28 protein-coding genes and 1 pseudogene are annotated in these 25,589 nt (G+C 64.6%); 15 read left to right on the plus strand and 14 right to left on the minus strand.

Annotation, left to right across the window (positions count from 1 at the left end; translation table 11 throughout):
* Positions 1-66: 66 nt before the first annotated feature.
* A complete protein-coding gene (locus HTIA_RS10360) occupies positions 67-1,254 on the minus strand; it encodes an MFS transporter (protein ID WP_008523958.1) in 1,188 nt (395 codons plus the stop codon).
* Between the two features lie 97 nt (positions 1,255-1,351).
* Positions 1,352-2,074, minus strand: a complete 723-nt coding sequence (hisA, locus tag HTIA_RS10365; RefSeq protein WP_044951119.1) for a 1-(5-phosphoribosyl)-5-[(5-phosphoribosylamino)methylideneamino]imidazole-4-carboxamide isomerase — start codon at positions 2,072-2,074, stop codon at positions 1,352-1,354.
* Positions 2,075-2,352: 278 nt separating this feature from the next.
* Here hisA and thsB point away from each other — a divergent pair, with 278 nt between their 5' ends.
* The 3 genes from thsB to HTIA_RS10380 all read left to right on the plus strand — a co-directional run bounded on the left by thsB (position 2,353) and on the right by HTIA_RS10380 (position 4,722).
* On the plus strand, positions 2,353-4,029 hold the full coding sequence (thsB, locus tag HTIA_RS10370; protein ID WP_021029377.1) for a thermosome subunit beta: 1,677 nt from the start codon (positions 2,353-2,355) through the stop codon (positions 4,027-4,029).
* 65 nt (positions 4,030-4,094) lie between these two features.
* Entirely contained in the window at positions 4,095-4,316 is a 222-nt protein-coding gene (locus HTIA_RS10375; RefSeq protein ID WP_275040302.1) for a toxin-antitoxin system TumE family protein, read from the plus strand.
* Complete coding sequence (locus tag HTIA_RS10380; protein WP_008523954.1) at positions 4,300-4,722, plus strand: HVO_A0114 family putative DNA-binding protein; 423 nt, start codon at positions 4,300-4,302, stop codon at positions 4,720-4,722. The genes HTIA_RS10375 and HTIA_RS10380 overlap by 17 nt, the downstream gene beginning before the upstream one ends.
* A gap of 88 nt (positions 4,723-4,810) precedes the next feature.
* Here HTIA_RS10380 and HTIA_RS10385 read toward each other — a convergent pair whose 3' ends face one another.
* A complete protein-coding gene (locus HTIA_RS10385; RefSeq protein WP_008523953.1) occupies positions 4,811-5,440 on the minus strand; it encodes a ferritin family protein in 630 nt (209 codons plus the stop codon).
* Positions 5,441-5,550: 110 nt separating this feature from the next.
* Here HTIA_RS10385 and HTIA_RS10390 point away from each other — a divergent pair, with 110 nt between their 5' ends.
* The 4 genes from HTIA_RS10390 (at position 5,551) to HTIA_RS10405 (ending at position 8,444) form a co-directional block, all read left to right on the plus strand.
* The gene (locus tag HTIA_RS10390; RefSeq protein ID WP_008523952.1) at positions 5,551-6,387 is read left to right on the plus strand and encodes an RAD55 family ATPase; all 837 of its coding nucleotides are present in this window, start codon (positions 5,551-5,553) and stop codon (positions 6,385-6,387) included.
* Positions 6,388-6,459: 72 nt separating this feature from the next.
* Entirely contained in the window at positions 6,460-7,362 is a 903-nt protein-coding gene (locus HTIA_RS10395) for a hypothetical protein (RefSeq protein ID WP_020936331.1), read from the plus strand.
* Positions 7,359-8,069 carry a hypothetical protein gene (locus tag HTIA_RS10400; RefSeq protein WP_008523948.1) on the plus strand — a complete coding sequence of 237 codons (711 nt, stop codon included), beginning with the start codon at positions 7,359-7,361 and terminating at the stop codon, positions 8,067-8,069. Before HTIA_RS10395 ends, HTIA_RS10400 begins: the two co-directional genes overlap by 4 nt.
* 51 nt (positions 8,070-8,120) lie before the next feature.
* A complete protein-coding gene (locus tag HTIA_RS10405) occupies positions 8,121-8,444 on the plus strand; it encodes a transcription factor S (RefSeq protein WP_008523947.1) in 324 nt (107 codons plus the stop codon).
* 17 nt (positions 8,445-8,461) lie between these two features.
* Here HTIA_RS10405 and HTIA_RS10410 read toward each other — a convergent pair whose 3' ends face one another.
* The 8 genes and pseudogenes from HTIA_RS10410 to HTIA_RS10445 all read right to left on the minus strand — a co-directional run bounded on the left by HTIA_RS10410 (position 8,462) and on the right by HTIA_RS10445 (position 12,684).
* On the minus strand, positions 8,462-8,950 hold the full coding sequence (locus tag HTIA_RS10410) for a hypothetical protein (protein WP_008523944.1): 489 nt from the start codon (positions 8,948-8,950) through the stop codon (positions 8,462-8,464).
* Positions 8,947-9,261 (minus strand): CopG family ribbon-helix-helix protein, encoded by a 315-nt coding sequence (locus HTIA_RS10415; protein ID WP_008523943.1) that lies wholly within the window; start codon positions 9,259-9,261, stop codon positions 8,947-8,949. The genes HTIA_RS10410 and HTIA_RS10415 overlap by 4 nt, the downstream gene beginning before the upstream one ends.
* Before the next feature lie 82 nt (positions 9,262-9,343).
* A complete protein-coding gene (locus HTIA_RS10420) occupies positions 9,344-10,000 on the minus strand; it encodes a hypothetical protein (protein WP_008523942.1) in 657 nt (218 codons plus the stop codon).
* Complete coding sequence (locus tag HTIA_RS10425; RefSeq protein ID WP_008523941.1) at positions 9,997-10,851, minus strand: ABC transporter ATP-binding protein; 855 nt, start codon at positions 10,849-10,851, stop codon at positions 9,997-9,999. The genes HTIA_RS10420 and HTIA_RS10425 overlap by 4 nt, the downstream gene beginning before the upstream one ends.
* Before the next feature lie 2 nt (positions 10,852-10,853).
* Positions 10,854-11,072, minus strand: coding sequence for a helix-turn-helix transcriptional regulator (locus HTIA_RS10430; RefSeq protein WP_008523940.1), 219 nt, complete (start codon positions 11,070-11,072; stop codon positions 10,854-10,856).
* 1 nt (position 11,073) lies between these two features.
* Positions 11,074-11,457 (minus strand): hypothetical protein, encoded by a 384-nt coding sequence (locus tag HTIA_RS10435; protein WP_008523939.1) that lies wholly within the window; start codon positions 11,455-11,457, stop codon positions 11,074-11,076.
* A 163-nt stretch (positions 11,458-11,620) separates the two neighbouring features.
* Positions 11,621-11,791 (minus strand): annotated as a pseudogene (locus tag HTIA_RS10440) (plastocyanin/azurin family copper-binding protein); the annotation flags it as partial.
* A 29-nt stretch (positions 11,792-11,820) separates the two neighbouring features.
* Positions 11,821-12,684, minus strand: a complete 864-nt coding sequence (locus HTIA_RS10445; protein WP_008523937.1) for a ZIP family metal transporter — start codon at positions 12,682-12,684, stop codon at positions 11,821-11,823.
* 128 nt (positions 12,685-12,812) lie between these two features.
* Here HTIA_RS10445 and HTIA_RS10450 point away from each other — a divergent pair, with 128 nt between their 5' ends.
* From HTIA_RS10450 to HTIA_RS10465, 4 genes are all read left to right on the plus strand, one after another.
* Entirely contained in the window at positions 12,813-14,372 is a 1,560-nt protein-coding gene (locus tag HTIA_RS10450) for a phytoene desaturase family protein (protein ID WP_008523936.1), read from the plus strand.
* Positions 14,369-15,250, plus strand: a complete 882-nt coding sequence (locus tag HTIA_RS10455) for a prenyltransferase (RefSeq protein ID WP_008523933.1) — start codon at positions 14,369-14,371, stop codon at positions 15,248-15,250. The genes HTIA_RS10450 and HTIA_RS10455 overlap by 4 nt, the downstream gene beginning before the upstream one ends.
* Complete coding sequence (cruF, locus tag HTIA_RS10460; protein WP_008523932.1) at positions 15,243-16,127, plus strand: bisanhydrobacterioruberin hydratase; 885 nt, start codon at positions 15,243-15,245, stop codon at positions 16,125-16,127. Before HTIA_RS10455 ends, cruF begins: the two co-directional genes overlap by 8 nt.
* A 106-nt stretch (positions 16,128-16,233) precedes the next feature.
* Positions 16,234-16,500 (plus strand): DUF7553 family protein, encoded by a 267-nt coding sequence (locus HTIA_RS10465; RefSeq protein WP_008523929.1) that lies wholly within the window; start codon positions 16,234-16,236, stop codon positions 16,498-16,500.
* Positions 16,501-16,519: 19 nt separating this feature from the next.
* Here the strand turns inward: HTIA_RS10465 and HTIA_RS10470 are convergent, their stop codons facing one another.
* Positions 16,520-16,912, minus strand: coding sequence for a hypothetical protein (locus HTIA_RS10470; RefSeq protein ID WP_020936333.1), 393 nt, complete (start codon positions 16,910-16,912; stop codon positions 16,520-16,522).
* Positions 16,913-17,108: 196 nt separating this feature from the next.
* On the minus strand, positions 17,109-19,733 hold the full coding sequence (locus HTIA_RS10475) for a methyl-accepting chemotaxis protein (protein WP_008523926.1): 2,625 nt from the start codon (positions 19,731-19,733) through the stop codon (positions 17,109-17,111).
* Between the two features lie 214 nt (positions 19,734-19,947).
* Between HTIA_RS10475 and HTIA_RS10480 the strand changes: the two genes are divergently transcribed.
* Both HTIA_RS10480 and HTIA_RS10485 read left to right on the plus strand, forming a co-directional pair.
* Entirely contained in the window at positions 19,948-20,376 is a 429-nt protein-coding gene (locus HTIA_RS10480; RefSeq protein WP_008523925.1) for a 30S ribosomal protein S12, read from the plus strand.
* A 2-nt stretch (positions 20,377-20,378) separates the two neighbouring features.
* A complete protein-coding gene (locus tag HTIA_RS10485; RefSeq protein ID WP_008523921.1) occupies positions 20,379-20,987 on the plus strand; it encodes a 30S ribosomal protein S7 in 609 nt (202 codons plus the stop codon).
* Positions 20,988-21,149: 162 nt separating this feature from the next.
* Here HTIA_RS10485 and HTIA_RS10490 read toward each other — a convergent pair whose 3' ends face one another.
* Positions 21,150-21,740: a 50S ribosomal protein L15e gene (locus tag HTIA_RS10490; protein ID WP_008523920.1), complete on the minus strand. Its 591-nt coding sequence runs from the start codon at positions 21,738-21,740 to the stop codon at positions 21,150-21,152.
* 241 nt (positions 21,741-21,981) lie between these two features.
* Here HTIA_RS10490 and HTIA_RS10495 point away from each other — a divergent pair, with 241 nt between their 5' ends.
* Together HTIA_RS10495 and HTIA_RS10500 are read left to right on the plus strand one after the other, a co-directional pair.
* Positions 21,982-23,055 (plus strand): TrmB family transcriptional regulator, encoded by a 1,074-nt coding sequence (locus HTIA_RS10495; RefSeq protein ID WP_008523919.1) that lies wholly within the window; start codon positions 21,982-21,984, stop codon positions 23,053-23,055.
* Positions 23,056-23,462: 407 nt separating this feature from the next.
* A complete protein-coding gene (locus tag HTIA_RS10500) occupies positions 23,463-25,583 on the plus strand; it encodes a cellulase family glycosylhydrolase (protein ID WP_020936336.1) in 2,121 nt (706 codons plus the stop codon).
* Positions 25,584-25,589: the final 6 nt, after the last annotated feature.

Below are 25,589 nucleotides of genomic sequence, written 5' to 3' on the forward strand. Positions count from 1 at the left end.
ATACACTCCCCCCTCGTATTTGGTGATTGTGCCTCGACGGTCGAGGCGAGCGATTTTCTTCCGCAGTCACTCCCCGAGCCCGTCTCTGATCGAGATCGACCGACGAGCGGCCAGGATCGTCGGCAAGACGCCGACTGTCAGCGCAAGCGGGAGCCACATCGCCGGTCTGATCCCGCTTGTCTCCGCGAGGAAACCCATCGCCATCGGCACCAGCGCGAAACTGACCGACGAGGAGACCGCGGCGATGGCGTTGATCGGCGCGCTGTATTCCGGGGCGGCGTCGGTCCCGAACGCCACGAGCAGCGGGTAGACTCCGGAGACGAGCACTCCCAGGGCGAACACCACCGGGAACGTCGCCAGCCCGCTCACGACGAAAAACGAGACGAAGAACGTGGGGACCAACAGCAACTCGATCCCGACCAGCAACAGGCTGTAATCGTAGTGCTCGACGATGGCTGTCGCGGCGAAGCGGCCGGGAACGTACGCGATCGTAAAGGCCGACAGCAGCAGGTTCGCGTTCGCCTGGGAGAGCCCGGCGGCCTCGATGCCGAAGGTCGGCAGCCAGAGGAACAGGCCACCCTCCAGCCCGGTGTGAAAGAACATCGCCAGCGCCATCGCGACGATCTCTTTCGTCCGCAGAAGCGTCGCGAGCGCCTCGCGGTCGAGAATCGCCTCCTGGCCCGCCTCGAACGGGAGGTCCAGCCGCCAGACGAACGCCACCACCGGGACGAGCGCCGCGGCCAGCCCGAGGTAGGCCAGCCGCCAGTCACCCAGCGCGATGGCGGCGGTCATCACCAGCGGGCCGGCAGCCGACCCGACCGCCCACGCCAGGTCGTACATGCCGAACACCCGCCCCCTGGCGTCGGGGTAGAGATGACTGAGCATCGGGCGGTCGAGCCCGCGGATGATCCCGTCGCCCAGGCCGCGAACGACGAGGACTGAGAGAAAGACCAGAAACGTCGGGGCGAGTCCCAGTCCCGCGATCGAGAGGGCGGTCACGGCGAGGCCGATCGTGTACCAGCGGACGAGATGGAGCCGGCCGGCGATCGCGCCGACGATCGCGATCGAGACGATGTACCCCAGGGTCCCCGCTGGGCCGACGAGGCCGAGGAGTCCTTTGCCGACGACGAACTCGATTTTGAGCTCCGGAACGACGGCACCCCGCATCTGGAGGCCGAGCCCCGAGAGGACGACCGCCAGCAGGATCGCTGCGGTCCAGTGTCGCCGGTTCTGGACGGTCCCGTGATCAGTCACGTCCGTTGACTACGCCGGGACGTGAGTTTACTCCACCGGCTCGCGTCGGGACGGCCGCGGTCGACGCGGGCCGACACAGTCGCGGGTATTCGTCCGCTCACTCGACCGCCTCGATCGCCTCACCGAGCGTGAACTGCCCCTCGTAGAGCGCGCTGCCGACGACGACGGCCGCCGCACCGGCGTCTCGCAGGGCGCGAACGTCCTCGATCGAGGCGACGCCGCCGCTTGCGATCACTGGAATGTCGACAGCTTCGACGACGCGTTCGACGGGGCCAGTCCGGACGCCCTCCAACCGTCCTTCGACGTCGACGTCGGTGAAGAGAATGCCAGCCGCCCCAAGGTCGGCGTACCGCCCGGCAGCCGCCGCGGGGTCGAGACCGGTGGCCTCTGTCCATCCCGAGACGACCACCTCGCCGTCGCTGGCATCCAGGCTGACGAGCACGCTGTTCGGGTGGGTCTCGCTGATTTCGGCGACGATGTCGGGCTCTTCGACGGCAGCGGTCCCGAGGATGACCCGGTCGACGCCGGCGTCCAGCAGGGTTCGGGCGTCCTCGGCCGTGCGAATTCCCCCGCCGAGCTGGAGGTCGACGTCGACGGCCGCCCGAATCGCCTCGATAGCGTCGGCGTTCGCGCGCTCACCCTCGAAGGCCCCGTCCAGGTCGATCAGATGGAGCGTCTCGGCCCCCGCCTCGACCCACCGCTTTGCCGCGCTAACGGGGTCGCCGTAGGTCTTGCCCGTGCCGCGCTCGCCACCGACCAACTGGACGACCTGGCCCGCCTGCATGTCGACCGCCGGGATGACTGCGAAGTCGGGAAACATACCAGCGAATCGACCGTCGCCGGCGTAAAGCGTGTCGGTCCAACGGTTGAACCGCGAATTGTAGCCGTGAGCACTCGCGACGCTTCCGCTCCCCATATAAGGATGTATACTAGGGGTCGGGGTACCTGTCTCTCAGTACTGTGCGATCTCCCGTAGAGACCGGTTCTACACGGCCATAGATCGGTTTCGCTGGGCCCGTGGACGTGTTGGTCAACGCTGTGGGGATGGATCGAAACCCGCACATTTATATAGAACCACAGACAAACATGCTACCGATTATGAGTCAGCGCATGCAGGGACAGCCGATGATCGTTCTCGGCGACGACGCGGATCGTCTGAAGAACGAAGACGCCCAGAGTCACAACATCTCGGCGGCGCGCGCGGTCGCCGAGTCGGTCCGCTCGACGCTCGGACCCAAGGGCATGGACAAGATGCTGGTGTCCTCGATCGGGGACGTGACCGTCACCAACGACGGCGTCACGATCCTCGAGGAGATGGACATCGAGAACCCGACGGCGAAGATGATCGTCGAGGTCGCCCAGACGCAGGAGGACGAGGCGGGCGACGGCACGACGACCGCCGTCTCGCTGGCGGGCGAACTCTTAAAGAACGCCGAGGAACTCCTAGAGCAGGACATCCACCCGACGTCGATCATCCGCGGGTACGACATGGCCGCAAAACAGGCTCGCGAGGAGATCGACGACATCGCGGTCCCCGTCGACCCCAGCGACGAGGAGATTCTGAAGAGCGTTGCGGCGACGAGCATGACTGGCAAAGGGGCAGAACTCAACCTCGACCTCCTCTCGGATCTGGTCGTCGAGACAGCACAGGCCGTCTCCGTCGACGCCGAGGACGGCTCGACCGTCGTCGACCTGGAGTACGTCGACATCATGGCCGAACCCGGCCGTCCGGTCGACGACTCGAAACTCATCAATGGCGGGACGATCGACACCGACCCCGATCACGAGGACATGCCGACCGAGGTCGAGGACGCCGACATCCTCCTGCTTGACGCACCCTTTACCGTCAACGAGATGGAGAACGACGCCCAGCTCAGCGTCGACGACCCCGACCAACTCCAGGAGTTCATCGAGCAGGAGGAACAGGCCCTCCGGGAGAAGGTACAGGGCGTCGTCGACGCCGGCGTCGACGTCGTTCTCTCGAAGAAGTCCATCGACGAGATGGCCCAGCACCTTCTCGCGCGCGAGGGGATCCTCTCGATCAGCCAGATCAAGCGCAGCGACCTCGAGTTCCTGACCGAAGTTCTGGGGACGCAGCTTCACTCGGATCTGGACTTCGAGTCGATCACCGACTCGGACCTCGGGACGGGCGACATCTCGCGTGACCCCGAAGACGGCTGGTACGTCGTCGAGAGTGACGGCAACCACGGTGTGACGCTGGTGGTCCGTGGCTCGACCGAGCACGTCAGCGACGAACTCGAACGCGGCATCACCGACGCCCTGGACGTGGTCGCGGCGACGATCACCGACGGGCGCGTCCTGGCTGGTGGGGGTGCGACCGAGATCGAACTCGCCGGTCGGCTCCGGGAGTACGCCGACGGCGTCAGCGGGCGCGAGCAACTCGCCGTCGAGGCGTTCGCCGACGCGTTCGACCTCGTCCCGCGCGTGCTCGCGGAGAACGCCGGACTCGACTCGATCGATACGCTGGTCGAACTCCGGGCGGCCCACGAAGCCGGTGACGGACACGCCGGACTCGACGTCTACGACGGCGAGGTCGTCGACACCTACGAGGCTGGCGTCGTCGAACCTGCCCACGCGAAGTCCCAGGCCGTCAGCAGTGCCGTCGAGGCTGCCAACCTGGTGCTCAAGATCGACGACATCATCTCGGCGACCGCCCTCGGCGAGGACTACGAGGACGAAGACCAGGGCCAGGGCGGTATGGGCGGCGGCATGGGCGGCATGGGCGGTATGGGCGGCATGGGCGGCATGATGTAAGTTCGGCCCGTCCCACGACGAATCGTCGCGGTCGTACACCGACGTTTTTCTGCATTGTACCGGACCTGAGGGGTAACTATCCCGACGGCGTCAAGTACGCGATGCAGTACGGAAATGCGGCCGGGGAAACGATCGTTCGATACGACAACTTCCCCGATCATCCCGATGTCAGCCGCCACCACAAACATCGGGCTGACGGTACTGTCGAAGCGATCGAGTTCGAGGGATTGCGGGCGCTGTACGAACGATTCAAAACAGAGGTGATTCAGCATGGCCACGACTGGTAACGAGGAACACAGTCCCGTTCGCACGCTCCACGTTCGGTTCCGTGAGGGTGAGGACGAAGCACTGGCGGACGCACTGGATGCCCTTGATCGGGGCGAATCACCGGATCCGCATCTCGAAGTCGTCTATCACGATCCGGCGGATATCCATCAGGTAACCCGGCCGAGAACCCTTGCACTACTCCGGACGATCGTCCAGCACGAACCGGCAAGTATCCGCGAAACGGCACGTCTCGTCGATCGCGACGTCAGTCAGGTCCACCGGAACTTACAGGAACTCGCTGACCTGCATCTCGTCGAGTTGATCGACGACGGAAACGCCAAGCGTCCCTCGGTGTGGTACGACGCCATTGACATCGACCTCCCGCTCACTCAGTCTGCGGTCGATCCGGAGAACGTCCGCGCCTGATCGTCGGCCAGTCGATGTGACTGCCGTTTGTTTCTGCAGTGCTTTTTCCGATCGTGCGCCGAGGAGTCTCGGCAACGCCTCTGCGCCCTCAACAGACCGGCTTCGGGTTGACGCCCATCGACTCCAGCGATTCAGTGTAGGCGTCGTAGGCCGTCTGGATGGCTTCCGTCGCCGCCGCGGCGGCCTGTTCCCAGTCCTCGTCGCTCTCACAGACCGATTCGAGCAACTCGCCGGCACGCTCCAGTTGCGGGCCGAGATCCGACCCCACGTCGCGGAAGAGCTGTGCCGTCTGTGGGTCGGCCTCGCCGACGAAGTAGCCGGTGAACTGCTCTTTGGACTTCTCGGCGGCGATCGTGCGGCCGACGAACCCACCGAGCCGTTCGACCGTCCCGTCGAGTTCGCGGAGCTGTGCCTGGATGGCCGGGACGTCCTCGCCGGGCTCGTGATCGTCGAGTTCCCCGGCGACGCGTTCGTAGTGGTCGCGTTCCTCGGCGGCCGTCTCGGCGAACGCGTCGGCCACCGTGTCGTCGGCTTCGTCCTCGGCCCACTCCTCGTAGGTCACGGCGGCGTGGTACTCGGCGTCGGCGGCAGCCGAGAGCACGGTCTCCTCGTCCATTTCGCCTGCCGTGTCGGCGTACAGCGCCTTCGAGGACCCCAGTCGCGAGAGGGCGGTGTCGTTGTCGTCGCGGATACGCTCGATGAACTGTGCTGCGTTCATAGTCCGTCGATCGCACGCCGCGGGTTAGAAGCCACCGATGCCTGCAATCCTGCCGGGGTCCCGACGGCTATCGCCGTAACACACAAGCACGCCCGCCGGGATCCATGGGTATGGAACGCATCCCCCTGGGTATCCAGCGGATGGACTCGATCGTCAACGGCGGGGCCCCGCGGGGAACCGTCGTGTTGCTCTCGGGCGAATCGGGGGCCGGGGCGCGGGAGTTCATGTACACCAGTGCGCTCATCAACGGGCTTGCGGCGGGCGATTCCGAACTCCATGACCTCTACTACGGCGACCTCGCGGCCGACGCGACGCTGCCCGAGGAGATTCACTACGTCTCCTTTACCGCCGGGGAATCGCAGTTCCGGTGGGAGGTCTCCCAGACGATCGACGAGGAGATCGTCGAGGCCGGACTGGATGCGGTGGCGTTTCACGATCTCTCGGCGCATTTCTTCCACGAGAGTCCCATCCCGCGGGACTGGTACGCCGAGCGGACCGCAAGCGTGACCGATCTCCGGTCTCGAACCGACCGCGAGGAGTTACTGTCGGCGTTCGGCGATCTCATGTCCGATCACGGCCCGGGCAACCTCGTCGTGATCGACTCGCTGACTGACCTCATCAGCACGACCGGCGAGGAAGTCTCCTGGTCGGACGTCAACTACGTGGTCAAGGGGCTCCAGAAGGCCGCTCACTCCTGGGACGGGCTGATCCTCGCCCACGTCAACCACGAGACGATCTCGGCCGAACGCCTCGGCCAGTTAGTCGACGCCGTCAACGGGACGATGCGCTTCGAGTGGGAGAGCGGCGGCAGCACGCGCGCCAGGACGCTCGTCATCAAACAGTTCCGTGGCGTGCTCTCACAGCTCGAGGACGAGGACATCGTGCGCTTCGAGACTGAGATCGACGACGCCGGCTTCGACATCAGTGACGTCCGGAAGATCCGGTAGGTCCGTTCCGGCAATATCGATCGCGGAAATCGGTGGCAAACCCTTAACTATCCGCTCGCGGAATTTCCGGTGATGGCGAGCGAGTCCACGGATTCGCCGGAGACCGCCGTTTGGCTGCCGCCCGAGCTCGGCGAGTGGCTCGAGGAACACGCGGCCGAACTCGACGTCGAACGGGACGTGCTCGTGGCCCAACTTCTCGCGACGTATCGGACGACCGCTACACATGAGGGAGATATCGATCCAGACTCCCTCGCGGCCACCGACCGCGAACGCATCGAGTCGATCGTCCGGGAGGTACTGGACGACCACGATCTGACGGCTCCCGACGAAGCGATCGAGGCAATCGCCGAGCGCATCGACGACGTCGAGGACTCCTTTCAGACCAAACTCGAGGACGTCCGCTCGCGTGTCGTCCAGGTCAAACGGGAGGCCGACGCCAAAGCCGACGCCGACCACGACCACGACGCGTTCGATCGCCTCGATACGATCGAGGACCGCATAGACTCGCTCACCGCCGATATCGCGGACCTCTCCGCCGACGTCGACTCGCGTGCCACACAGTCGACGGTCGCGGAGCTGGCCGACGACGTCGACGCTCACGCCGACTCGCTTACCGCCCAGGACGACCGCCTCGAAGACGTCGAGGACAAACTCCAGACGGTCGCCTGGGCGATCAGCGACCTCCGGGACGCCCAGGCCAGCAACGAGACAGAGACCGTCGACCGGATCAAGGCCGCCGCCGCCCGCCACGACGTGAGCCGCGCCGTCTGTGAGAGCTGCGGCGAGGGCGTCGAGATCGCGCTCATGACGCGGGCCGCCTGCCCGCACTGCGAGGCCGCGGTCACCACCGTCGAGCCGTCGAGTGGCTTCTTCGGCAAACCGCGGCTCGTCGCCGCCACGCCGATCGAGGGCACCGTCGACGGCGAGTCCGGCGACGACATCGAGGCTCCCGACCGGCGGAGTGATCAGCCGTGAGCGACGACGGGTCCGACGAACGGGACGACGACCGCGCCGACTCACAGCGGGACGATTTCGTTCTCGACGAGGCCGACGACGGAGAGTCCGGTGGTCCATTCGACGATGCCTCCGAGGAGAAGGCCGATCCGTTCGAACGACTCGGCGTGCCAGACTCCCCGGACGACCGCGACCGGGACCCGTTCGCAGAGATCGACGACGGACCCGACCCGGAGCACTCCGCAAGTGACCCGCCGTCGTTCGACGAGTTCGGCTTCCAACGTCGTGGCGAGGAAGCCGACAGCCACGCGCCGAGCCCGGCCAGCTCTGAGGAGCGTGCTGACCCATCGGCCGGGGACCGCCCAGACGAACCGGCCGACGATCCGTTCGATCGGCTCGGCGGCGGGCCACGTGACGGTGACCCGTTCGAGGGCCTGGGCGAGGTGGGCGGCCCCCAGGCTGGCGAGCAATTCAACGACGAACTTTGGGACGATCTCTCGCGGTCGATGGCCGAGCCCGAAACCGAGCAACGCGGGCAGCGGCGCTTCGCCGAAGTGAACAAACACAGCTACTGTGAGAACTGCGAGTACTTCTCGGAACCGCCCGACGTCGAGTGTGCCCACGAGGGGACCGACATCGTCGAGTTCGTCGACTTCGAGACGGTCAGGGTTGCCGACTGCCCGATCGTCGCCGAGCGCGAGGAGCTGGCGGAGATCGACGCCGAGTAGCGGGCGAAGACCGGTGGTTTTTGACCTTCAGGCGCGTTCTCCCGGGCAAGAATGCAATTCTGTGACGAGTGCGGATCCATGATGCACGCGGATGGTGAGGAGATGGTCTGTCAGAGCTGTGGGTATCGCGAGCCAAAGGATCAGGAATTGGCCGAGGACTTCGTCTCGACGCAGGACCAGACCGACGACGACGTCATCGAGACCGAGGAGGACGCCAACTTCGAGGGGAAACCGACGGCCGACGACGTCGTGTGTGACGAGTGTGGCCACGGGGTTGCCTGGTACACGATCAAGCAGACCGGGTCCGCGGACGAACCGCCGACGCGCTTTTTCAAGTGCAAAGAGTGTGGGCACCGCTGGCGGGGGTACAGCTGACGATTGCCAGCGTTCCATCACTCCTCGAACAACTCTCTCGCCCGCCGATAGATCGGCGCACCGAGCCAGTCCCGCTCGGCAGCCAATCGCTCCACGTCTGCCAGTGCGTCCTCGACATCTAATACGTCGCGTTTGACCAGCGCCCGCAACACGATCGGCGAGATGGCGATCCGCGCTTCGGTCACCGCCTGGAGTTCCGGCAGCGCCCGCAGGTCGTCGGTGATGAGGAACGCAGCGTCGCGTTCCCGGGCGAGGACGGCCCCACTCCCTTCCCCTGCGTCGATCCGTCCGGTTTCGATCGGCTCGCCGACCGCGTTGACAGTGAGGTCATCTTTTCGGTCGAGCACCGCCTGTGCGGCCCTGCCGTGGCTGTCCGCGTAGTCGGCCGTCTCTTGCAGTTCCGAGACCACCGTCTCAGTCGTGTGCACGTCGAACTCCGCGAGGAGGAGATCCAGTCGGTCGATCGACGCGAGCGAGACCAGCGCGCTCGTGTCCGCGACGATCATGCCTCGTCGTCGAGCGCGGCGAGATCGACGGCCAACTCCGCACCGTCGTCGAGCAGTGACTTCGAGGCCCGGACGGACTCGGCGTCTTGCCGCCCGACGAAGCTCTTCAGCACGTCGAATCCAATTTCGTCGTCCAGGTAGAGATCGACGACTGCCTCGCGGAACCGGTCGTCGTCCTCGACCTCGGCCAGATACTCCCGGAGAGCTTCCTTGACGATCTCCGTCCGGTCGGCGTGACTCACTTCGGCGGCCACGTCGGCCTTCTCGACCAGTTCATCCGGCAGTCGGAAGTTGACGCGTCTGGTCCCCATCTGTGGGTACGTTGTATGTACAGATTCAAATCGGTTTCGCCGACTGCTTCGGCGGTACAACTGGAGACGGATGGGGCCCAACTCACGCCAGCACGACGCGCTCAGGTGGGACCCGACGCAACGCGAGAAGTCCGAGCAGCGCCAGCAGGACTGCCAGCGCCATCGTCCCGGCGACGGCCGTCTCCAGCGACAGTCCCCACTCGAGTAGCCGTTCCGGGAGGGCGTTCAATCCGATGAAGGCGATGATCCCGCCGAAAAAGACCAGCCGTGGCGTTTCGAAGTACAGCACTGCGGCGACCGCCCCGGCTGCCAGGCCGACGGCGAGGATACCGATGACCGGCGCGTATCCGAGGACGAGCCAGGGCGCGAACCCGGCGTGGACGCCCAGCGCGGCGATCGTCCCGTAGCCCAGGAGAAAGCTGATCCCCGCGATGGCCGTGACCTTCGCCCCGAGGATCTGCCAGGTCGCGCCCGGCATCGTGAACACACGATCGAAGACGTCGGCGTGTTTCTCGCGGATCGTCGCCGTCAGGCCCAGCGTCAGCACGAACAGGTAGGTCACCTCGAACCCGAGGAAGAACAGGTAAAACCGCCGGACTGCCAGCGGAAGGGTCGATTGCGTCAGCAACTCCAGCAGTGGGGTCCCGGCGAACAGGAACCCAAGCACAACCACGGAGAGAAGCAGGCTCCGGTAGTTGACGTTGCGCGCCTCCAGCAGACAGAGCTGTCGGAAGGTCATGTTTCGACCCCCAACGCGGAGAAATAGAGTTCTTCGAGGTCGATTGTCCTGGCGTCGGCCGGCGGATCGTCGTCGCTGACGACGTACACCTCGCCCGCTTGCTCGGCCTCGATCTCGGGCCGTGGCTCCTCGATCACGCGCACCGATTCCGACAGCGGTGTCTCGACGACTGTCCGGCCATCGGCGATCACGGCGACACAGTCACAGAGCGCCTGGACGTGATCCAGGTCGTGAGAGCTGAACACGACCGTTCGGCCCGACTCCCGCAGGTCGTCGATCAACTCCCGCATCCGGGCCTGGGTACCGGGATCGAGTCCGGACAGTGGCTCGTCGAGCACGAGCAAGTCGGGCTCGTGGAGCAGTGCCGTCGCGACCGACGCCTTGCGTTTCATGCCTTTCGAGAGGTCGCGGAACTCTCGATCGTGCGCCGCGGGTTCCAGGTCGACCTCGGCCAGGCAGGTCTCGATCCGATCGGTCGGGACGCCGTAGCCGTGACAGGCGTGGGCCATCGCGTCCCGGACTGACCAGGTGGGCTGGAGGGTTTCGTACTCGAAGACGACGCCGACGCGTTCGAGGACGGTGTCGTCCATCCGCGGATCGGTACCGAACAGCGACACCGATCCGCCGTCGACGGGGAGCAAGCCGAGCAGACAGCGGAAGGTCGTGGTCTTGCCCGCCCCGTTTGGGCCGACGACGCCGTAGGTCTCGCCCTCGCGGACGGAGAGGCCTACGCCGTCGAGAATCCGCGACCCGTCGATCGATTTTTCCAGGGCGGTCACTTCGAGGGCAGTCCCGGTGTCATCGGTCTGTGCATCACGGGGCTCGGTGGTCGTGGTAGTGTTCGCGTGCATGCTCACATGGGATCGTCTGCCGTTTCTGGAAGGTCGAACACGTCCTCGATCCTTGCGTCGAACTCCCGGGCGATGCACCAGGCGAGTTCCAGCGAGGGGTTGTACTCGCCCTTCTCGACGTAGAGAATCGTCTGGCGGGTGACGCCGACAGCCTCGGCCAACTCGGCCTGGGTGAGTCCGGCGGCCTCGCGACGTTCTTTGATCGTCGTCTCGAATTCCATCCTATCCCTCCAGTCGACGACGGTGAAGTTGGTCGCCAGCTTTGTGGATTAGCGAGGACGCGATGGTCGCCGCGGCGGTCCAGACAGCAACGATTTCGGCCTGCTCGGTGAGCGTTGCCAGCGGTTCGGGTATCGACCCCCATGCCGTGACAGCAACCCCTCCGAGGTACAGGATGAACGCGACAGCAAAGAGCCCGAAGAGTGCGCGTGTCGCCGCCGTCCGGATCAATTGACGCGTCCGCTCGTCGTTCTGCTGTATCTCTGTTTTGCTTGCCAGCCACCTGCTCACCGGGAAGAACCCGAGAAACAGTACGATTGCGAGCCCGATCAGGGGCCAGGACGCGGTCGAGACGCCGACGTACATCGCCGCCACGTCGATCAGCATATACGCCGTTCGCCCGCCGTGATAGACCGTCCGTTGCGTCCTCAGGGTGTTAACTCGATCTAACATCTTTACGTTAGATTTGTTTAACACTGCCACTTAATTCCTGCGGCTACGCGTCAGCGGCCCAAAGAAATGCTGGACAATGGCTAGACGATCGGGCTCGCTATTCGACGATCAGAGTTCCAGCCATTCCCACGGCTTCGTGAGGAATACAGACGTACTCGTGCTCGCCGGTCGTCTCGAAAGTGTGGACGTAGGACCGCCCGGACTGGATCGCCCCTTCGGCGTTTTCCCACCCCTCGCAAGCGGTGTCCTCGCTGTGGCCGCTTCCGGATCCAGACACGTTCTGGGGTTTCCGACTGCCTATGCGACGACCAGCCACGCGACCACGACGGCGATGCCGCCCAGCGTCGTCGAGAAGACCGACTGGACGCGCAGGCGATCGAGCAGTTCGTGGGAGGTTTCGGTCATCCCGGCGGCCTGGTCGATCTCGCCGCCGACCTCACACGAGGGCAGGAAGTCCATCGCGATGTGGAGGAACACGCCGGCGGCGAACCCGAAGACGACGGCGTTAATCGCCGGCTCGTTCGGCAGGGCCACCATCGCGGCCGGCAGCGCCGTCAGGCCGACGCCGGCCGAGGGGAGCAACAGCGACGTCGTGGACTTCCCGTCGAGCGCGAGTCGCCGGGCGGCGGCGTACCCCGCTGGACCCTTGTGGGAGACGATCGAGAGCCCGAGCAACAGGCCGAGTTCGGGCATCTGGCCGTAGATGATTCCGATGATCAACCCCGCAGAGAGCGCGTGGGCGGCGAGTTCCGTCGCCGTCGTGTCCATCGGCAGCTCGAGGTGGGAGAGCCGGTGACCGATCGTGTGGGCGTTGTACCCGACGAGGATGCCGGCGGCGATGCCGAACCCGCCGAGTCGCGCGTGCTGGCCGACGGCCTGCGGGACGAGAAACGCCGCGGCGCTCGCGATCATTGCACCGCTCGCGAGCCCGTAGCCCCAGACCAGCCCTCGCGGATGTGTCCCGCTGACTCGCGTGCCGACGAGTGCGCCGCCGGCCATCGCGCCGAAGGCGACCCACGCGATCACGACGAGTTTGCCGATCCCCGGCGGGGCCACGACGAACAGTCCGGCCCCGGTAAGACCCACGAGCAGGAGTGTCGAGAGAACGCCGATGGACGTCTCGGCGGGGACACGACGCGACGCGACACCGTCTGAACTCATTGCTTGTCCGCTTTATCCCGGTGACAGTCATAAGGATGCCGGACCTGCGTGCGCCGCCTTCTGGACCCCACAGCTGCGTGACGATCGGGCCGCACATTTATCCGGGTTCCCCGCGTCGGTTTCACGCGATGACTCCCACAACGGACGCCGACGTGACGATCGTCGGCGGGGGCTTCGGCGGGCTCTCGGCCGCCTGCCACCTCGCCGACGCCGGCGTAGACGTGACCCTCCTCGAGAAGAACGACCAGGTCGGCGGGCGGGCCAGCCGCCTCGAACGTGACGGGTTCGTCTTCGACATGGGACCGTCGTGGTATCTCATGCCCGAAGTCTTCGAACGGTTCTTTTCCCATTTCGGTCACGAACCCGAGGACTATTACGAACTCGAACGGCTCGACCCCCACTACAAGATCTTCTTCAAGGACAGCGAGGCGCGAAGCGCCTCGGAACGTTCGAGCGGACAGCGTCCACAAAAAGGCGTCGACGAAGTGGACATCAGCGCCGACCGCAACGAGAACCGCGAACTCTTCGAGTCCTACGAGACGGGCGCGGGCGAGGCCTTCGACGACTACCTCGCGACGAGCCAGCGCCACTACGAGACGTCGATGGAGAACTTCGTCTACGAGTATCGCCCGACCTGGCGGGACTGGATCGACCCGTCGCTGCTGAAGACGGGCACGCTCGGGCTGAAGTTACTCGGCTCGATGCAGGGCCACGTCGAGGACTATTTCGAGAACGAGAAACTCCAGCAGATCGTCCAGTACACGCTCGTCTTCCTCGGTGGCTCGCCGAAGAACACGCCCGCGATCTACAACATGATGAGTCACGCCGACTTCAACCTCGGCGTCTACTACCCCCAGCCAGCCGATGGCGGGCCGGGCGGAATCGGGGCCGTCGTCGACGCGGTCGTCGACCTCGCCGACGAATTGGGCGTCACCATCGAGACTGACACCGAAGTCACGGAGATCACCCGCCGCAAAGAAGGGTTCCTCGTGGAGACGGCCGACGGCGACCAGCGCCGGCCCGACGTCGTCGTCGCCAACGCCGACTACGCCCACGCCGAAGGCGACCTCATGCCCGCCCACGAGCGCCAGTACGACGCCGAGTACTGGGACGACCGGACCTACGCGCCCTCCGCGTTCTTGCTGTATCTCGGCGTCGAGGGCGAGGTGCCCGAACTCGCCCATCACACGCTGGTCCTCCCGACCGACTGGAACGAATACTTCGACGACATCTTCGAGGATCCGGCCTGGCCCGAAGACCCGTCCTACTACCTCTGTGTTCCCTCGAAGACCGACGACGACGTCGCGCCCGAAGGGCACACAAACCTCTTTGCGCTGGTCCCGATCGCCACCGAACTCGACGACCCACAGGAGACGCGGGACCGCTATCGCGACAAGATACTCGCGGACATCGCCGAGAACACCGGCGTCGAGCTGGAGGACCGGATCGTCGTCGAGGAACAGTTCTCCATCTCGGAGTTCGCCAACCGGTACAACGCCACGAAGGGCACGGCGATGGGGCTGGCCCACACGCTTCGCCAGACGGCGATGTTCCGGCCGCCGATCGAGTCTTCGGCGGTCGAGGACCTGTACTTTACCGGCGGGTACACGACGCCAGGCGTCGGCGTCCCGATGACGTTGATTAGCGGCGAACACGCAGCCGAGGCAGTGCTTTCGAACAGTCGATGACGGCGACGGAGTTACGGCGCGGGCGGCGTTCGAGCCTGCTCGATGGCCTGCGGTACCTGCTGGTCCTCTCGCGCCCCCGCTTCTGGCTGTATCTCGCTGGGCCGGTAGTCGTGGGCGTCGTATACGCCGCCGGTTCGACGGCCGAGTTGATCACGCCGCTGTCGGTCGCGCTATTCGCGTACTTCCTCGTTCCCGCGAACGTCTTCCTCTACGGCGTCAACGACGTCTTCGACGCCGAGATCGACACCGAGAATCCCAAGAAATCGGAGGGGCCGGAAGTCCGATTTTCCGGCGAGCGGTGGGTCCTGGCCGCAGTGATCGTCGCTGGCCTGCTCGCAGTTCCCTTCGCGCTGGTCGTCGGTCCTGCCGGGCAGGTTACGCTCGGGGCCTTTCTCGTTCTCGCCGTCGAGTACAGCGCGCCGCCGCTGCGGTTCAAGACCACACCCGGCCTCGACTCGCTGTCGAACGGCCTGTACGTCCTGCCGGGCGTCTTGGCATTCACTGCCGTTGCGGGCGAGCTCCCGCCGGCCCCGGCGATCGTCGGCGGGTGGCTCTGGACGATGGCGATGCACACGTTCTCGGCGATCCCCGACATCGAACCCGATCGCCAGGCCGGAATCGCCACGACGGCGACCGTCCTCGGTCAGCGTCGGACGTACGCCTACTGCGGGGTCGTGTGGGCACTCGCTGCCGGTGGGTTTGCCCTGGTCCACCCGCTTCTGGGCGCTGTCCTGGCAGTCTACCCGCTCTTGCAGGTTGCCATTGCCGTCTCGGGGGTCGACGTCGATCGCGCGTACTGGTGGTACCCGGCGATCAACACGGTCGTCGGCATGGCGCTGACGATGGGCTACCTCTGGAGGCTGATGTACGGTGGCTGAATGGGACCGTCGCGCCGTTGAAGCACGACTCGACAGACTCGTCGCCGAAAACCGCTTCACCATCGCGGTGATCTTCCCGGCGATCGGGGCGGTCATGCTCGTCGCCAGCGCGGAGGGCTGGTTCCCGGGCATCCTTGAGTTCAACCCCTACCTGGTGCTGTTCGGGACGGCGGTGATGCGCCTGCCATTGATCGCCGGTGTCGCCCCGTTAGTCGACCGCCGGGCCGCCCTCGCGATCGTCGGGCTGACGCTGTATACCTACGGGATCGAGTTCCTCGGTGTGCTAACCGGGCTTCCCTACGGCGACTTCGAGTACGTCATCGACCTCGGGCCGATGCTGCTGGATACCGTCCCGGCGGCACTCCCAATCTTCTTCTTCCCGCTGGTCCTGAACGCGTACCTGCTCTGTCTGCTCCTGCTTGGCGACCGTGCCGCGCTGACGCGAGTCCGCCTGCCGGCAGTCGTCGCGACCGTCCTCGCGATGGATCTCGTCCTCGATCCGGGAGCCGTGGGCCTGGGCTTCTGGGAGTATGCCCCCCCACTCGCGGGTGACGGTCTCTGGGCGAGTGCGACGGCGATTCACTTCTATGGCGTCCCGCTGTCGAACTACCTCGGGTGGATCCTGAGTGCGAGCGTCGCCGTCCTCGCCTTCGACCTGGGCTTCCAGCGGGCCGGCCTGCTCGACAGACTCGACCGGACCGGGTTCATGCTCGACGATCTGGTGAGTTTCGTGATCCTCTGGGGCGTGATCAACGCCTGGTATGGCAACTGGCTCGCGGTCGGTGTCGCCGGGCTGTTCGGCGCGGGCCTGCTGGCGACCGATCGCTTCGACTTCGCCGTCCGGGAGACGGTTCCGCTGGTCGACCCACGACAGTAACCTGGCTCGGCGTCCCGTCGGAAACGGGCTCGTTCGCTGTCGGAGATACCGACCCGCCCTTGCCCCAGGCGTCACGCCTTTGGAAGCTCCTCTGCCATCTCGATTCATGACACGAACCGAACTCGCGGCGGCGAGTGACACACTCGAATCAGCGGCAGACAGCGCAGGGGCGAACGCGGACCGACTCGCCGATTTCGCAGGCCAACTCGCTCAACTCGCCGAGGCCGAGCGCGGCCCCGACCACGGTCGCATGGCGCGCATCCAGACCGGGCTCGACGAGATCCAACAGGAGGTCGACGACGGGACAGCCGCCACCATTCAGGACGCTCGGACGGCGATCAGCAACTACCGCGAGACCGTCGACGGCGTCTAACGTCGGCCGTCGTCGGTTCTCACTCTGTGTCGGGGACAGCCTCGACCCGGCGGTAGATGTCCCATTCGGTGTCACTGACATCGTCCAGTCGCCCGTAGAACTGCTTGAGTCCGGCGGTTTCGGTCGCCGGGAGCACGTGCAACTGGAGTGCGCCGTCCCGAATCGACACCCGGAACACGTCGCTCGTTTCATCGTCGCGGACCAGGTAGACGACCATCGGGAGGTCGTGAAAGTCGCCGTGCCGGTACGGCCACGTCCGGAGGACAGTCTCAAGGAGGGCTCGAAGATCCACCTCCTCCGGATCCGTCGGTTCGAGCCGGAAGAGCACGGATCCCTCATACGAGAGCCGCCCCGCCCGGTCGTACTGTCGACGGGGGCGGGCCGGGATCGTGAACGACGGCGCATCTGTCATGCAGACAGTGTGTCGTTGGGCGTCCCCTGATTTGAAGGTACGGCCCGCGACAGTCAGCACGGACTCGCTTCTCTCGAGTCGTGTTGGGCTCGAATCCGAGTCGTCTTTCGAAAATCCGCTGTCGGCAACGAACAATCGACGGGCAGTCCGCTTGAGTGACGTCCGCCGCCTGACTGGCGTCCTCCGCTCGACTTCGTCAGCGATCCGTCTCGCCACCGTCTGGTGTCGCGCTCTCCTCGTCCGCGGCGGGCGTCTCGTCGGCCAGCGGTTCGGCGTCGGCTTCGCTGCCGCTCTCGTCGTCGGCTTCGTCGCCGCTCTCGTCGTCGATCGTCACCTCCCTGTCCGCTCTGTCGGGCCCCTCACTCTCGTTCAGGCTGTCCTCGAGGGCTGCGTCGGCGTCTTCACGGCTGGCCTCTGTGCCGAACTCGAAGCCGGTGTCGTCGGCCGTTTCGTTCACCTCGCTGTCGGCTTCGAGTTCGAAGCGATCGATAGCCCCCCGGAGTTCGGTGGACTGCTCCGTCAGCGACTGGATCCGCTGGGTGACTTCAGTGATCGAGGCCGTCTGCTCCTCGGCGGCGGCCGAGACGTTCTCGGCCTGGCTCGCGGTCTCCTCGCTGATCGAGCCGACCTCGTCCATCATCGCGACGACCTCCTCGGTCGAGGCTGCCTGGTCGTCGGTCGCGTCGTTGATCGACTGGATGCCGGTGTTGGCTTCCTCGACCTGCCCGACGAGTTCCTCCAAGAGCTGGACAGTGTCCTCGACCGTTCCGATGCCGTCGGTGACGCTATCGCCCATGTCGTGCATGTCCTCGGCGACGTGGTCGGTCGCCGCCTGGACGTCTTCGATGCGCTGCTCGATGTCCTGGGTCGCGTCGCTGGTCTCGGCGGCGAGGCTCTTGATCTCGTCGGCGACGACCGCGAACCCTTCACCGGCTTCGCCCGCGCGGGCGGCCTCGATCGAGGCGTTCAGCGCGAGCATGTTGGTCTGGTCGGCGATCTCGTCGATGAGTTCGACGATCTCCTCGATCTCGGTCATCGCCGATTCCAGGCTCTCGACCTCCTCGATGGTGGCCTCGGCCTGGCTCTCGACCGCGTTCATCTCCGTGATCGCGTCCGAGCCGTATTCACGACCGGTCTCACCGAGTTCGGCGGCCTGCTGGGACTTCTGGGCGACTTCGTCTGCCGAGGAGGCCACTTCCTCGATGGCCGCCGAGAGGTCGGTCAACTCCTCGGAGGCAGCCTGGACGTTCTCGTTTTGACGGTCCGAACCGTTCGCAATCTCCTGGACCGAGGCACTCACGTCCTCGCTGACGCGTTTGACCTCGCGGGCGTTCGTCGCGATCTCCTCGGCGGAGTCATCGACGTCCGCGGCGAAGGTCCGGACTCCGGCGAGTGCGTCCTCGAGTTCCTCGAGCATCTCGTTTGCGGCGACGGCGATGTCGGCCATCGCCTCGTTTTCGGCCGTCTCGTCGAGACGCTGGGTCAGGTCGCCCTCGGCCGCCTCGGCCATGACGGTGCTGAAATCGTCGGCCTTCGCCTGGAGGGACTCGGCCAGTTCGTTGGCCTCTTGCTCGGATACCTGGGCCTGCTTTCTGGCGGCCTCGATCTCCTCGATGGATTCCTGGAGATCCGTCCGCATCGTCTCGAGGGATTCGCCGAGGTCGCCCGGGACGTCCTCGTCGAGTACCGGATCCTCGAAGTCCTGGCGGGCCAGTGCTTCGGCCTGCTCCGCGACGACCCCGAGGTACGACTGTGTCTCCCTGAAGGCTCCACGGACCTCCCCAATCTCGTCGATCCGTCCGTCGTCTTTGATGTCGACGTCGAGGTTCCCGGCGGCAATCTCGTTTGCGCCGTCGCTGACAGACCTGATCGACGGGATGACGTCCTGACGGACGAACAGCGTCAGCGCCAGCAGTCCCGCCAGCGTCGCCCCGATCACGATGATCAACTGAGTGGTGACCGAGTCACGTAGCGCGAAGGCCGCCGACTTCGGCGCGTGTTCGAGGACGATCCAGTCGGACCCGTTGACCGGCGCGTACCCGACCAGTTCGTCACCCCGATCTGCCACGCCGACGCTGCCGTTGTCGGCCTCTCGGATCATCTCGACCGTTTCGTTGCCCTCGCTGTACTGTGTCAGCGTGGCGTTGCGGTCCGTATCAAAGAGAATCGTGCCGTCCTCGTCGACGACGGTCGTCGATCCGTTCTCGATCGACGCCGTGAGCGCGTTCGCACGATCCAGGACGTCATAAACCAGAACCATCCCAGTCGTAGCCTCCGGCGTTCGACTGATGTAGGCGACCCTTGTCTCCCCGCCGACGGTATAGAAGGTCCGGCGCCCCCGGCCCTCGTCGACGCCCGCCGGGTTGATACCGTCTCGCTCCCAAGAGAGGTTCCGGACGGAGAGAGGTTCGCCCTGGAGCCCCTCCATCGTCGACCTGATTATCTCTCCGTTCTCGATGTCGACGTAGTGGATCGCAGCGAGGAGATCCCGGGACAACACCTCACTCTGCATCGTGTCCTTGATCCCGTTGGCATTGAACTGCGAGGTCGTGTAGTGGTTGGCGATCATCTCGGCGATATCCCTCTGGCGCTGGTCCCACTGTTGCATCGAGTCTGCTGTCTGTGTGGCTGACGTCTCAAGTTGCTGGGTCCGCATGTCCGTCAACTGGGCCCCGACCGAGGACTGTGCGAGAACCCCGACGACCAAGACGAGGGTCGTGACAATCACGACGACGAGAAGGAACTTCCGAACGTATCGCTTCCTGATTTGATCCGGCAGTAACTGCTCGATCCGACTACCGATCCCTGGCGACTTACTCATTATATCTCACTGCTTTCACCGTTTCCCGAGTGTTCGCCTAAATGTTACCCCGGCAGTATCAAACAAAAAATGCGGAATTGGATAAATCGAAAATATTGTGTGGTAGCGGGTTTCATTCGGCCGTGTGAGTGGCTCTCACTTGCCACGATCAATCGGTCGGCGGTGTCGGAAAAAGAAGACGCTTAAGTAGCTTCACGGGGTATTCCCGGTCACTATGGCAAACGGCAAGTACGCCGCACGCAAGCTCAAGAAGGACCGCCAGCAACATCGGTGGTCCGACTCGAAGTACGCCCGCCGCGAGCGCGGTCTGGGCGCGAAGTCAGACCCCCTCGAAGGTGCACCCCAGGGCCGCGGTATCGTCCTGGAGAAGGTCGGGATCGAGGCCAAACAGCCCAACTCGGCGATCCGAAAGTGTGTTCGGGTCCAGCTCATCAAGAACGGCAAACAGGTGACTGCGTTCTGTCCCGGCGACGGCGCGATCTCCTTCATCGACGAGCACGACGAGGTCACGATCGCGGGGATCGGTGGCGCGAAGGGTCGGGCGATGGGTGACCTTTCGGGTGTCAACTACAAGGTCGAGAAAGTCAACGGCGTCTCGATGATCGAACTCGTTCGGGGCAACGCCGAGAAACCGGTGCGATAACCATGAGTGCCGAGACAGACTCAGAAGCCGACGCGGAGACCGAGACGGAGACGACTGGCGCGAAACTGTTCGGTAGCTGGGCGACCGACGACATCGAGTTCCGGGATCCCTCGACCGAACGCTACATTACGGTCACGCCGATCGCGCACACGATGGGTCGCCACGCCAAAAAGCAGTTCCAGAAGTCCGAGATCTCCATCGTCGAGCGCCTCATCAACCGCCTCATGCAGACCGAGGAGAACACGGGCAAGAAACAACAGAGCACGCGTCTCGTCCGAGAAGCCTTCGAGATCGTCCACAACAACACCGACGAGAATCCGGTTCAGGTGCTCGTCCGGGCGATCGAGAACAGCGCCCCCCGCGAGGAGACCGTTCGGCTCAAGTACGGTGGCATCAGCGTGCCCAAGGCCGTCGATATCTCCCCGCAGCGCCGCGTCGATCAGGCCCTGAAGTTCCTCGCCGAGGGGACCCACAACGCCTCGTTCAAGACGCCGACTGACGCCGAGGAAGCGCTCGCCCAACAGCTGATGGGGGCCGCCAACAACGACGTCCAGACCTACGCCGTCAACCAGAAAGAGGAGAAAGAACGCGTCGCTGCTGCGGCCCGATAATCGGTCTCTCTGCGTTCTGTCGTTGCACCGCTCGGGTTCGATTCTCTCCCGCTTCCTCGAGCCGTGCATCCATCGGTGAGGTGAGACACCAACGGCTCCGTTGAGCTAGTCCGACGACGCCGCTGTCGTCTTCGAAACCGATCGGCAAAAACGGAGGTTCGGTTACTTCGCGCGCCCGCTGTCGCCTGAGTTGCTCGGACGGGTGTGTTCGGTGCCTTTGCCGCGACCGTTGAGGCCACGGTTGCGCTGTCCGGCGCTGGTCAGGCCACGCATCGCGCGGTTCTCGTGGTCGTCGTCACAGATCCAGCTGAGGTCGTCGTCGTTCTCGATCGCGGGGTGGTTCGGATCGACCAGGATCGCTTCGAACCACTTCTGACTCCCGTCTTCGCCGACCCAGTAGGAGTTGAGTACGCGCAGGTTGCGGTACTTCCGGGTCGCGCGCTCCTCGGCGACGCGCTGGAGGTTCTTCCGGCGCGTGATCCGGGTGACGCCCTGGCGTTTCGAGCGTCGACCGGCAATGTGTCGTTCCTTGCGAGCGCTGCCCTTCCGGACACTCACGCGAGCGACGACGATACCCTGCTTTGCCTTGTAGCCGAGCGACCGGGCGCGGTCGAGGCGCGTCGGTCGCTCGACCCGTTCGATCGCACCTTGCTCGCGCCAGCGCTGCATGCGCTGCCACTGGAGTTCGGCGACCTTGCCTTCGTCGGGGTTCTTCCAGGCGTCTCGGATGTGCGAGTAGAAGCTTCGTGCCATGTCTTTCACCGCGGGCGTTGGGTGGTTCAGCCGCGAGGCGGCCACATTCCGTCCTGCCTAAACAGGTGCCCGCTGGCTGCCCGCCGACCAGCGAGTTATCGGTACTACCGTGCTGGCACCCTTAAGCGATTCGAACTCCCGCCAGGCCGGGACGGTCGACCGTCGTATCTGCGGCCGGACGTTTCACTCGTTCCAAACAATTATATATCAAACTGAGACAGTCAATTAGTGGGGAAAGACAATGGATCGGGACACACTCGTGGCAGGTCTTTCGGACGCTGAACTCTCGACGTATCAGGCCGAGGCGTACGTGACGCTGCTAGAACAGGGGGTTTCGCCGGCTGTCGACGTCGCCAGACACTGTTCGATTCCAGCCCCACGCATCTACGACGTGTTGAAGGAACTCGAACAGATGGGGTACGTCGAGACGCTCGATCGGGAGACGCTACACGCACGCGCCAGCGACCCGGCCGACCTCGTCGCGGACCTTCAGGCGACGAGCGAGCGCCTCGGGGAGGTCGCCGGGGAGATCGAGGATCGGTGGGAACAGGCACCCCTCGGGGAACACGAGATGAACGTGAGCAAGCGGGCCGAGACGGCGATCGATCACGCCGAGGACCTGATCCGTGAGGCCGACTCGACGGTCGACCTCGCGCTCACCGACGAGCAACTGGTGGCGTTCGAAAGCGCCCTCACGACGGCCGCCGAGAACGACGTGGTCGTCCGCGCGTCAGTGTTTCCGACTGCGGGCGAGCGGCCGGACCTCGTCGACCATCCCGTCAGTGACGTCGTCACCGAACTGCGCCGGCGCTCGATTCAGAGTCCTTTTCTCGCGCTGATCGACCGGACTCAAGCGTCACTTGCGCCGACGGCACGGCTTCCCGACCCCTACGGTGTCATTATCAACGACGACATCATCTCGTTTATTTTCCAGTGGTACTTCCAAACGTGCCTGTGGTCAGTCTGGGAACCGATCGGGGACGGTCGAGCGTATCCACTGGTGTACGTCTGTCTCGAAGAGTTCGTCCGCGATGTCTATCCGCTGTGGTGGGACGGCGCGACCGTCTCGTTGACTGTCGAGGGTATCGATACGGACACTGGTGAGGAACGGACGATCTCGGGGGTCCTGCGCGACGTCGTCTACTCGGGGCAGACGGCGACCGACCGCCCGCCGACGCTCGCGGAACTCTCCGGACAGGCGTCGATGATCCTCTGGACGCCGACGGGCCGCCGTTCGATCGGCGGCTGGGGTGCGCTGATCGAGGATCTCGAAGCCCGCCGCATCACGCTTGAGGACATCGAACTCCCCACCTGACGACGTCCCTGGGTGCCGTCCTGTCTCCCAAGGTCCAGCCGCTTCTATCGTCAGTTCCCCGGCCGAAACCGACTGTATTATATGAGCATTTACTTGTCAATAATATGTTTTTACATATCTAAAAAAGTCAATTGAACTTGAATAAACCACTGTTGCGCCCCTTTCCTTGCGTTTTACTATCCATCGGGAATTGAAATTAAAATTTACATATATGGGAACAGACTATTATATATAAGATTTAGTATATTTCTTTCAAACTCGGTATTCGGGCTCATTCTGAGTTTATTTCCGCTAAACGGGCATTTTACGTTCTGATAAATACATCACATCTCATTCAAGGGAAACTATTTTATAGTGGCAATACGTTGCAAATTCATACGCGCCAACTAGTGCGCGACAGGGGTAGTATGACAGATCCAGACAGACCCTCAAAAGGGGACAGAGAGGTATCGCAGTCGAACGGACCGCCGGGCGGGAAAGGGCCCTCGCGGCGGACGTTTCTGAAAAGTAGCGTCGTGACCGGCGCGTTAGCGTTCGGCGTCGGAACGGGCGCGCTCGGGAGTGCGTCAGCGTCGATCCCGACGCCCCGGCTCCACCGGGACGGGAACCTGATCAAGGATCCCGACGGAAATACCGTCACTCTTCGTGGCGTCAACATCGCCGATCCAAAGCGGATCAACGAGACCGCCCAGGCGCGCGGGATGACGGCGACCCAGGTCATCGACATGCTCACCGACGAGTCAAACGGCTGGTATCCGCGGATGATCCGCGTCCCGGTCCAGCCGGTCGACATCGGCGAGTACGAACCCGGCTCGGGGCCGCCCGTCCCGGCGTTCAACGAGAGCGAGCTCGAGTCGTATCTCACCGACCACCTCGACGAGGTCGTCGAGCGCTGTGCCGATCGGGGCGTCTACTGCATCATCGACTACCACCGCCATCGGGACGTCCAGTGGGCGGAGGGCCAGGACGGGCCGGTCAACACCGACCTCCAGGACGAGGTCGACCTGTTCTGGGACACGGTCGCGCCGCGGTACGCTGACCAATCGCACGTCCTCTATGAGGTGTACAACGAACCGACCGAGCCTGGGATGTGGGAAGACCCGACGACGACCCAGTGGGTCGCCGACATCTGGCAACTCTGGCTCGAGATGGCCCAGCCGTGGGTCGACACGATCCGGAGTCACGCCGACAACCTGATCCTGATGGGCTCGCCCAGTTGGACCCAGAGTCCGGAGGGCGCTCTCGTCGAGGAGTTCGACGGCGAGGACATCGCCTACACCTATCACATCTACCCCGGTCACAATTCCAGCCGGAATCAGGACTGGGAGGACGCTTCGACCAACGGCGAAGGCGTCGCCGGCGTCTACGAGCAGGCGCCGCTGTTCGTTACCGAGTTCGGCTGGGAAGAGAACGGTGGACAGTACATCGGCGGGACCGACGACTTCGGGACCGCCTTTCTGGAGTTCCTCGAGAAGAGCGAGGCGATCCACTGGACAGCCTGGTGTGCCGATCCGGTCTGGCGGCCCGTGATGTTCAGCCGGCCGTTCGCCGACAACGCCGACGACTCGATCGGCGATCCCTACAACGGGTCGGTCCCCGAGGCTTGCTCGGACCCACCCTGCGAGTGGGAGCTGACCACCGGCAGCGGGGCCATGGGTGACGACGTCAAGGCGGCCCTCGAACAGTACCGCAACGACGGACTCCCCGGTGAAGGAACCGGTGGCGGTGGTGATGACGGTGGCGACGACGAGGACATCACTCCACCCACGATGCCGAGTTCACTCTCGGTCCAGTCGACGACCGAAACCTCAGTCGAGGTCGCCTGGAGCGCGTCGACGGACTCGGGCGGGTCCGGCCTCGACAGCTACGTCGTCTCCGTCGACGGCTCGCCGGACCAGACAGTTCCGGCTGGCACGACGAGTGCGACGACCGACGGGCTCACTGCGGCGACGACCTACGAGATCGGCGTCTCGGCCGTCGACGCGGCTGGCAACGAGTCCGCCACGGCGACTGTACAGGCCACGACCGTGGCGGCCGACGACGGCGAGGGCGGTGACGACGAAGACGAGAGCGACGACGAACCGCCCGCGGACGCCCTGGTGGTCAACGATTACGACAGCGACCCGGCGTGGTCGTCCAACCGGAACGATCTCGGCCAGTGGTGTGGGGCCGGGTCCTTCGAGAACGGTGGCGGCGAGGTTCAAGACGGCGCGGTGGTCCTCGAGTACGACAACGGCGGGTGGTTCGTCGAGCAGATCGGCCAGGACGTCTCGGAATACTCGTCGGTCGTCCTCGAAGTCAGCGGGGCGAACGGCGGCGAAGAGGACGAGTTCCTCTTCGATATGGGTGGGGCCCGCGACCTTCTCGCGAACGTGACTGACGATTCGATTTCGACCTCGTCTTCGACGGTCGAAGTCGACTTCGAATCGGCCGGTATCGACCCGTCGGCTGGTGGGCTTTCAGTCCGACTGAACTTCTGGCAGGGCGGCACAAGCACCCTCGAAATCGAGGAGATCCGTCTCCAGTAACGCGGC

The organism is Halorhabdus tiamatea SARL4B (assembly GCF_000470655.1).
Taxonomy (GTDB): Archaea; Halobacteriota; Halobacteria; order Halobacteriales; family Haloarculaceae; genus Halorhabdus; species Halorhabdus tiamatea.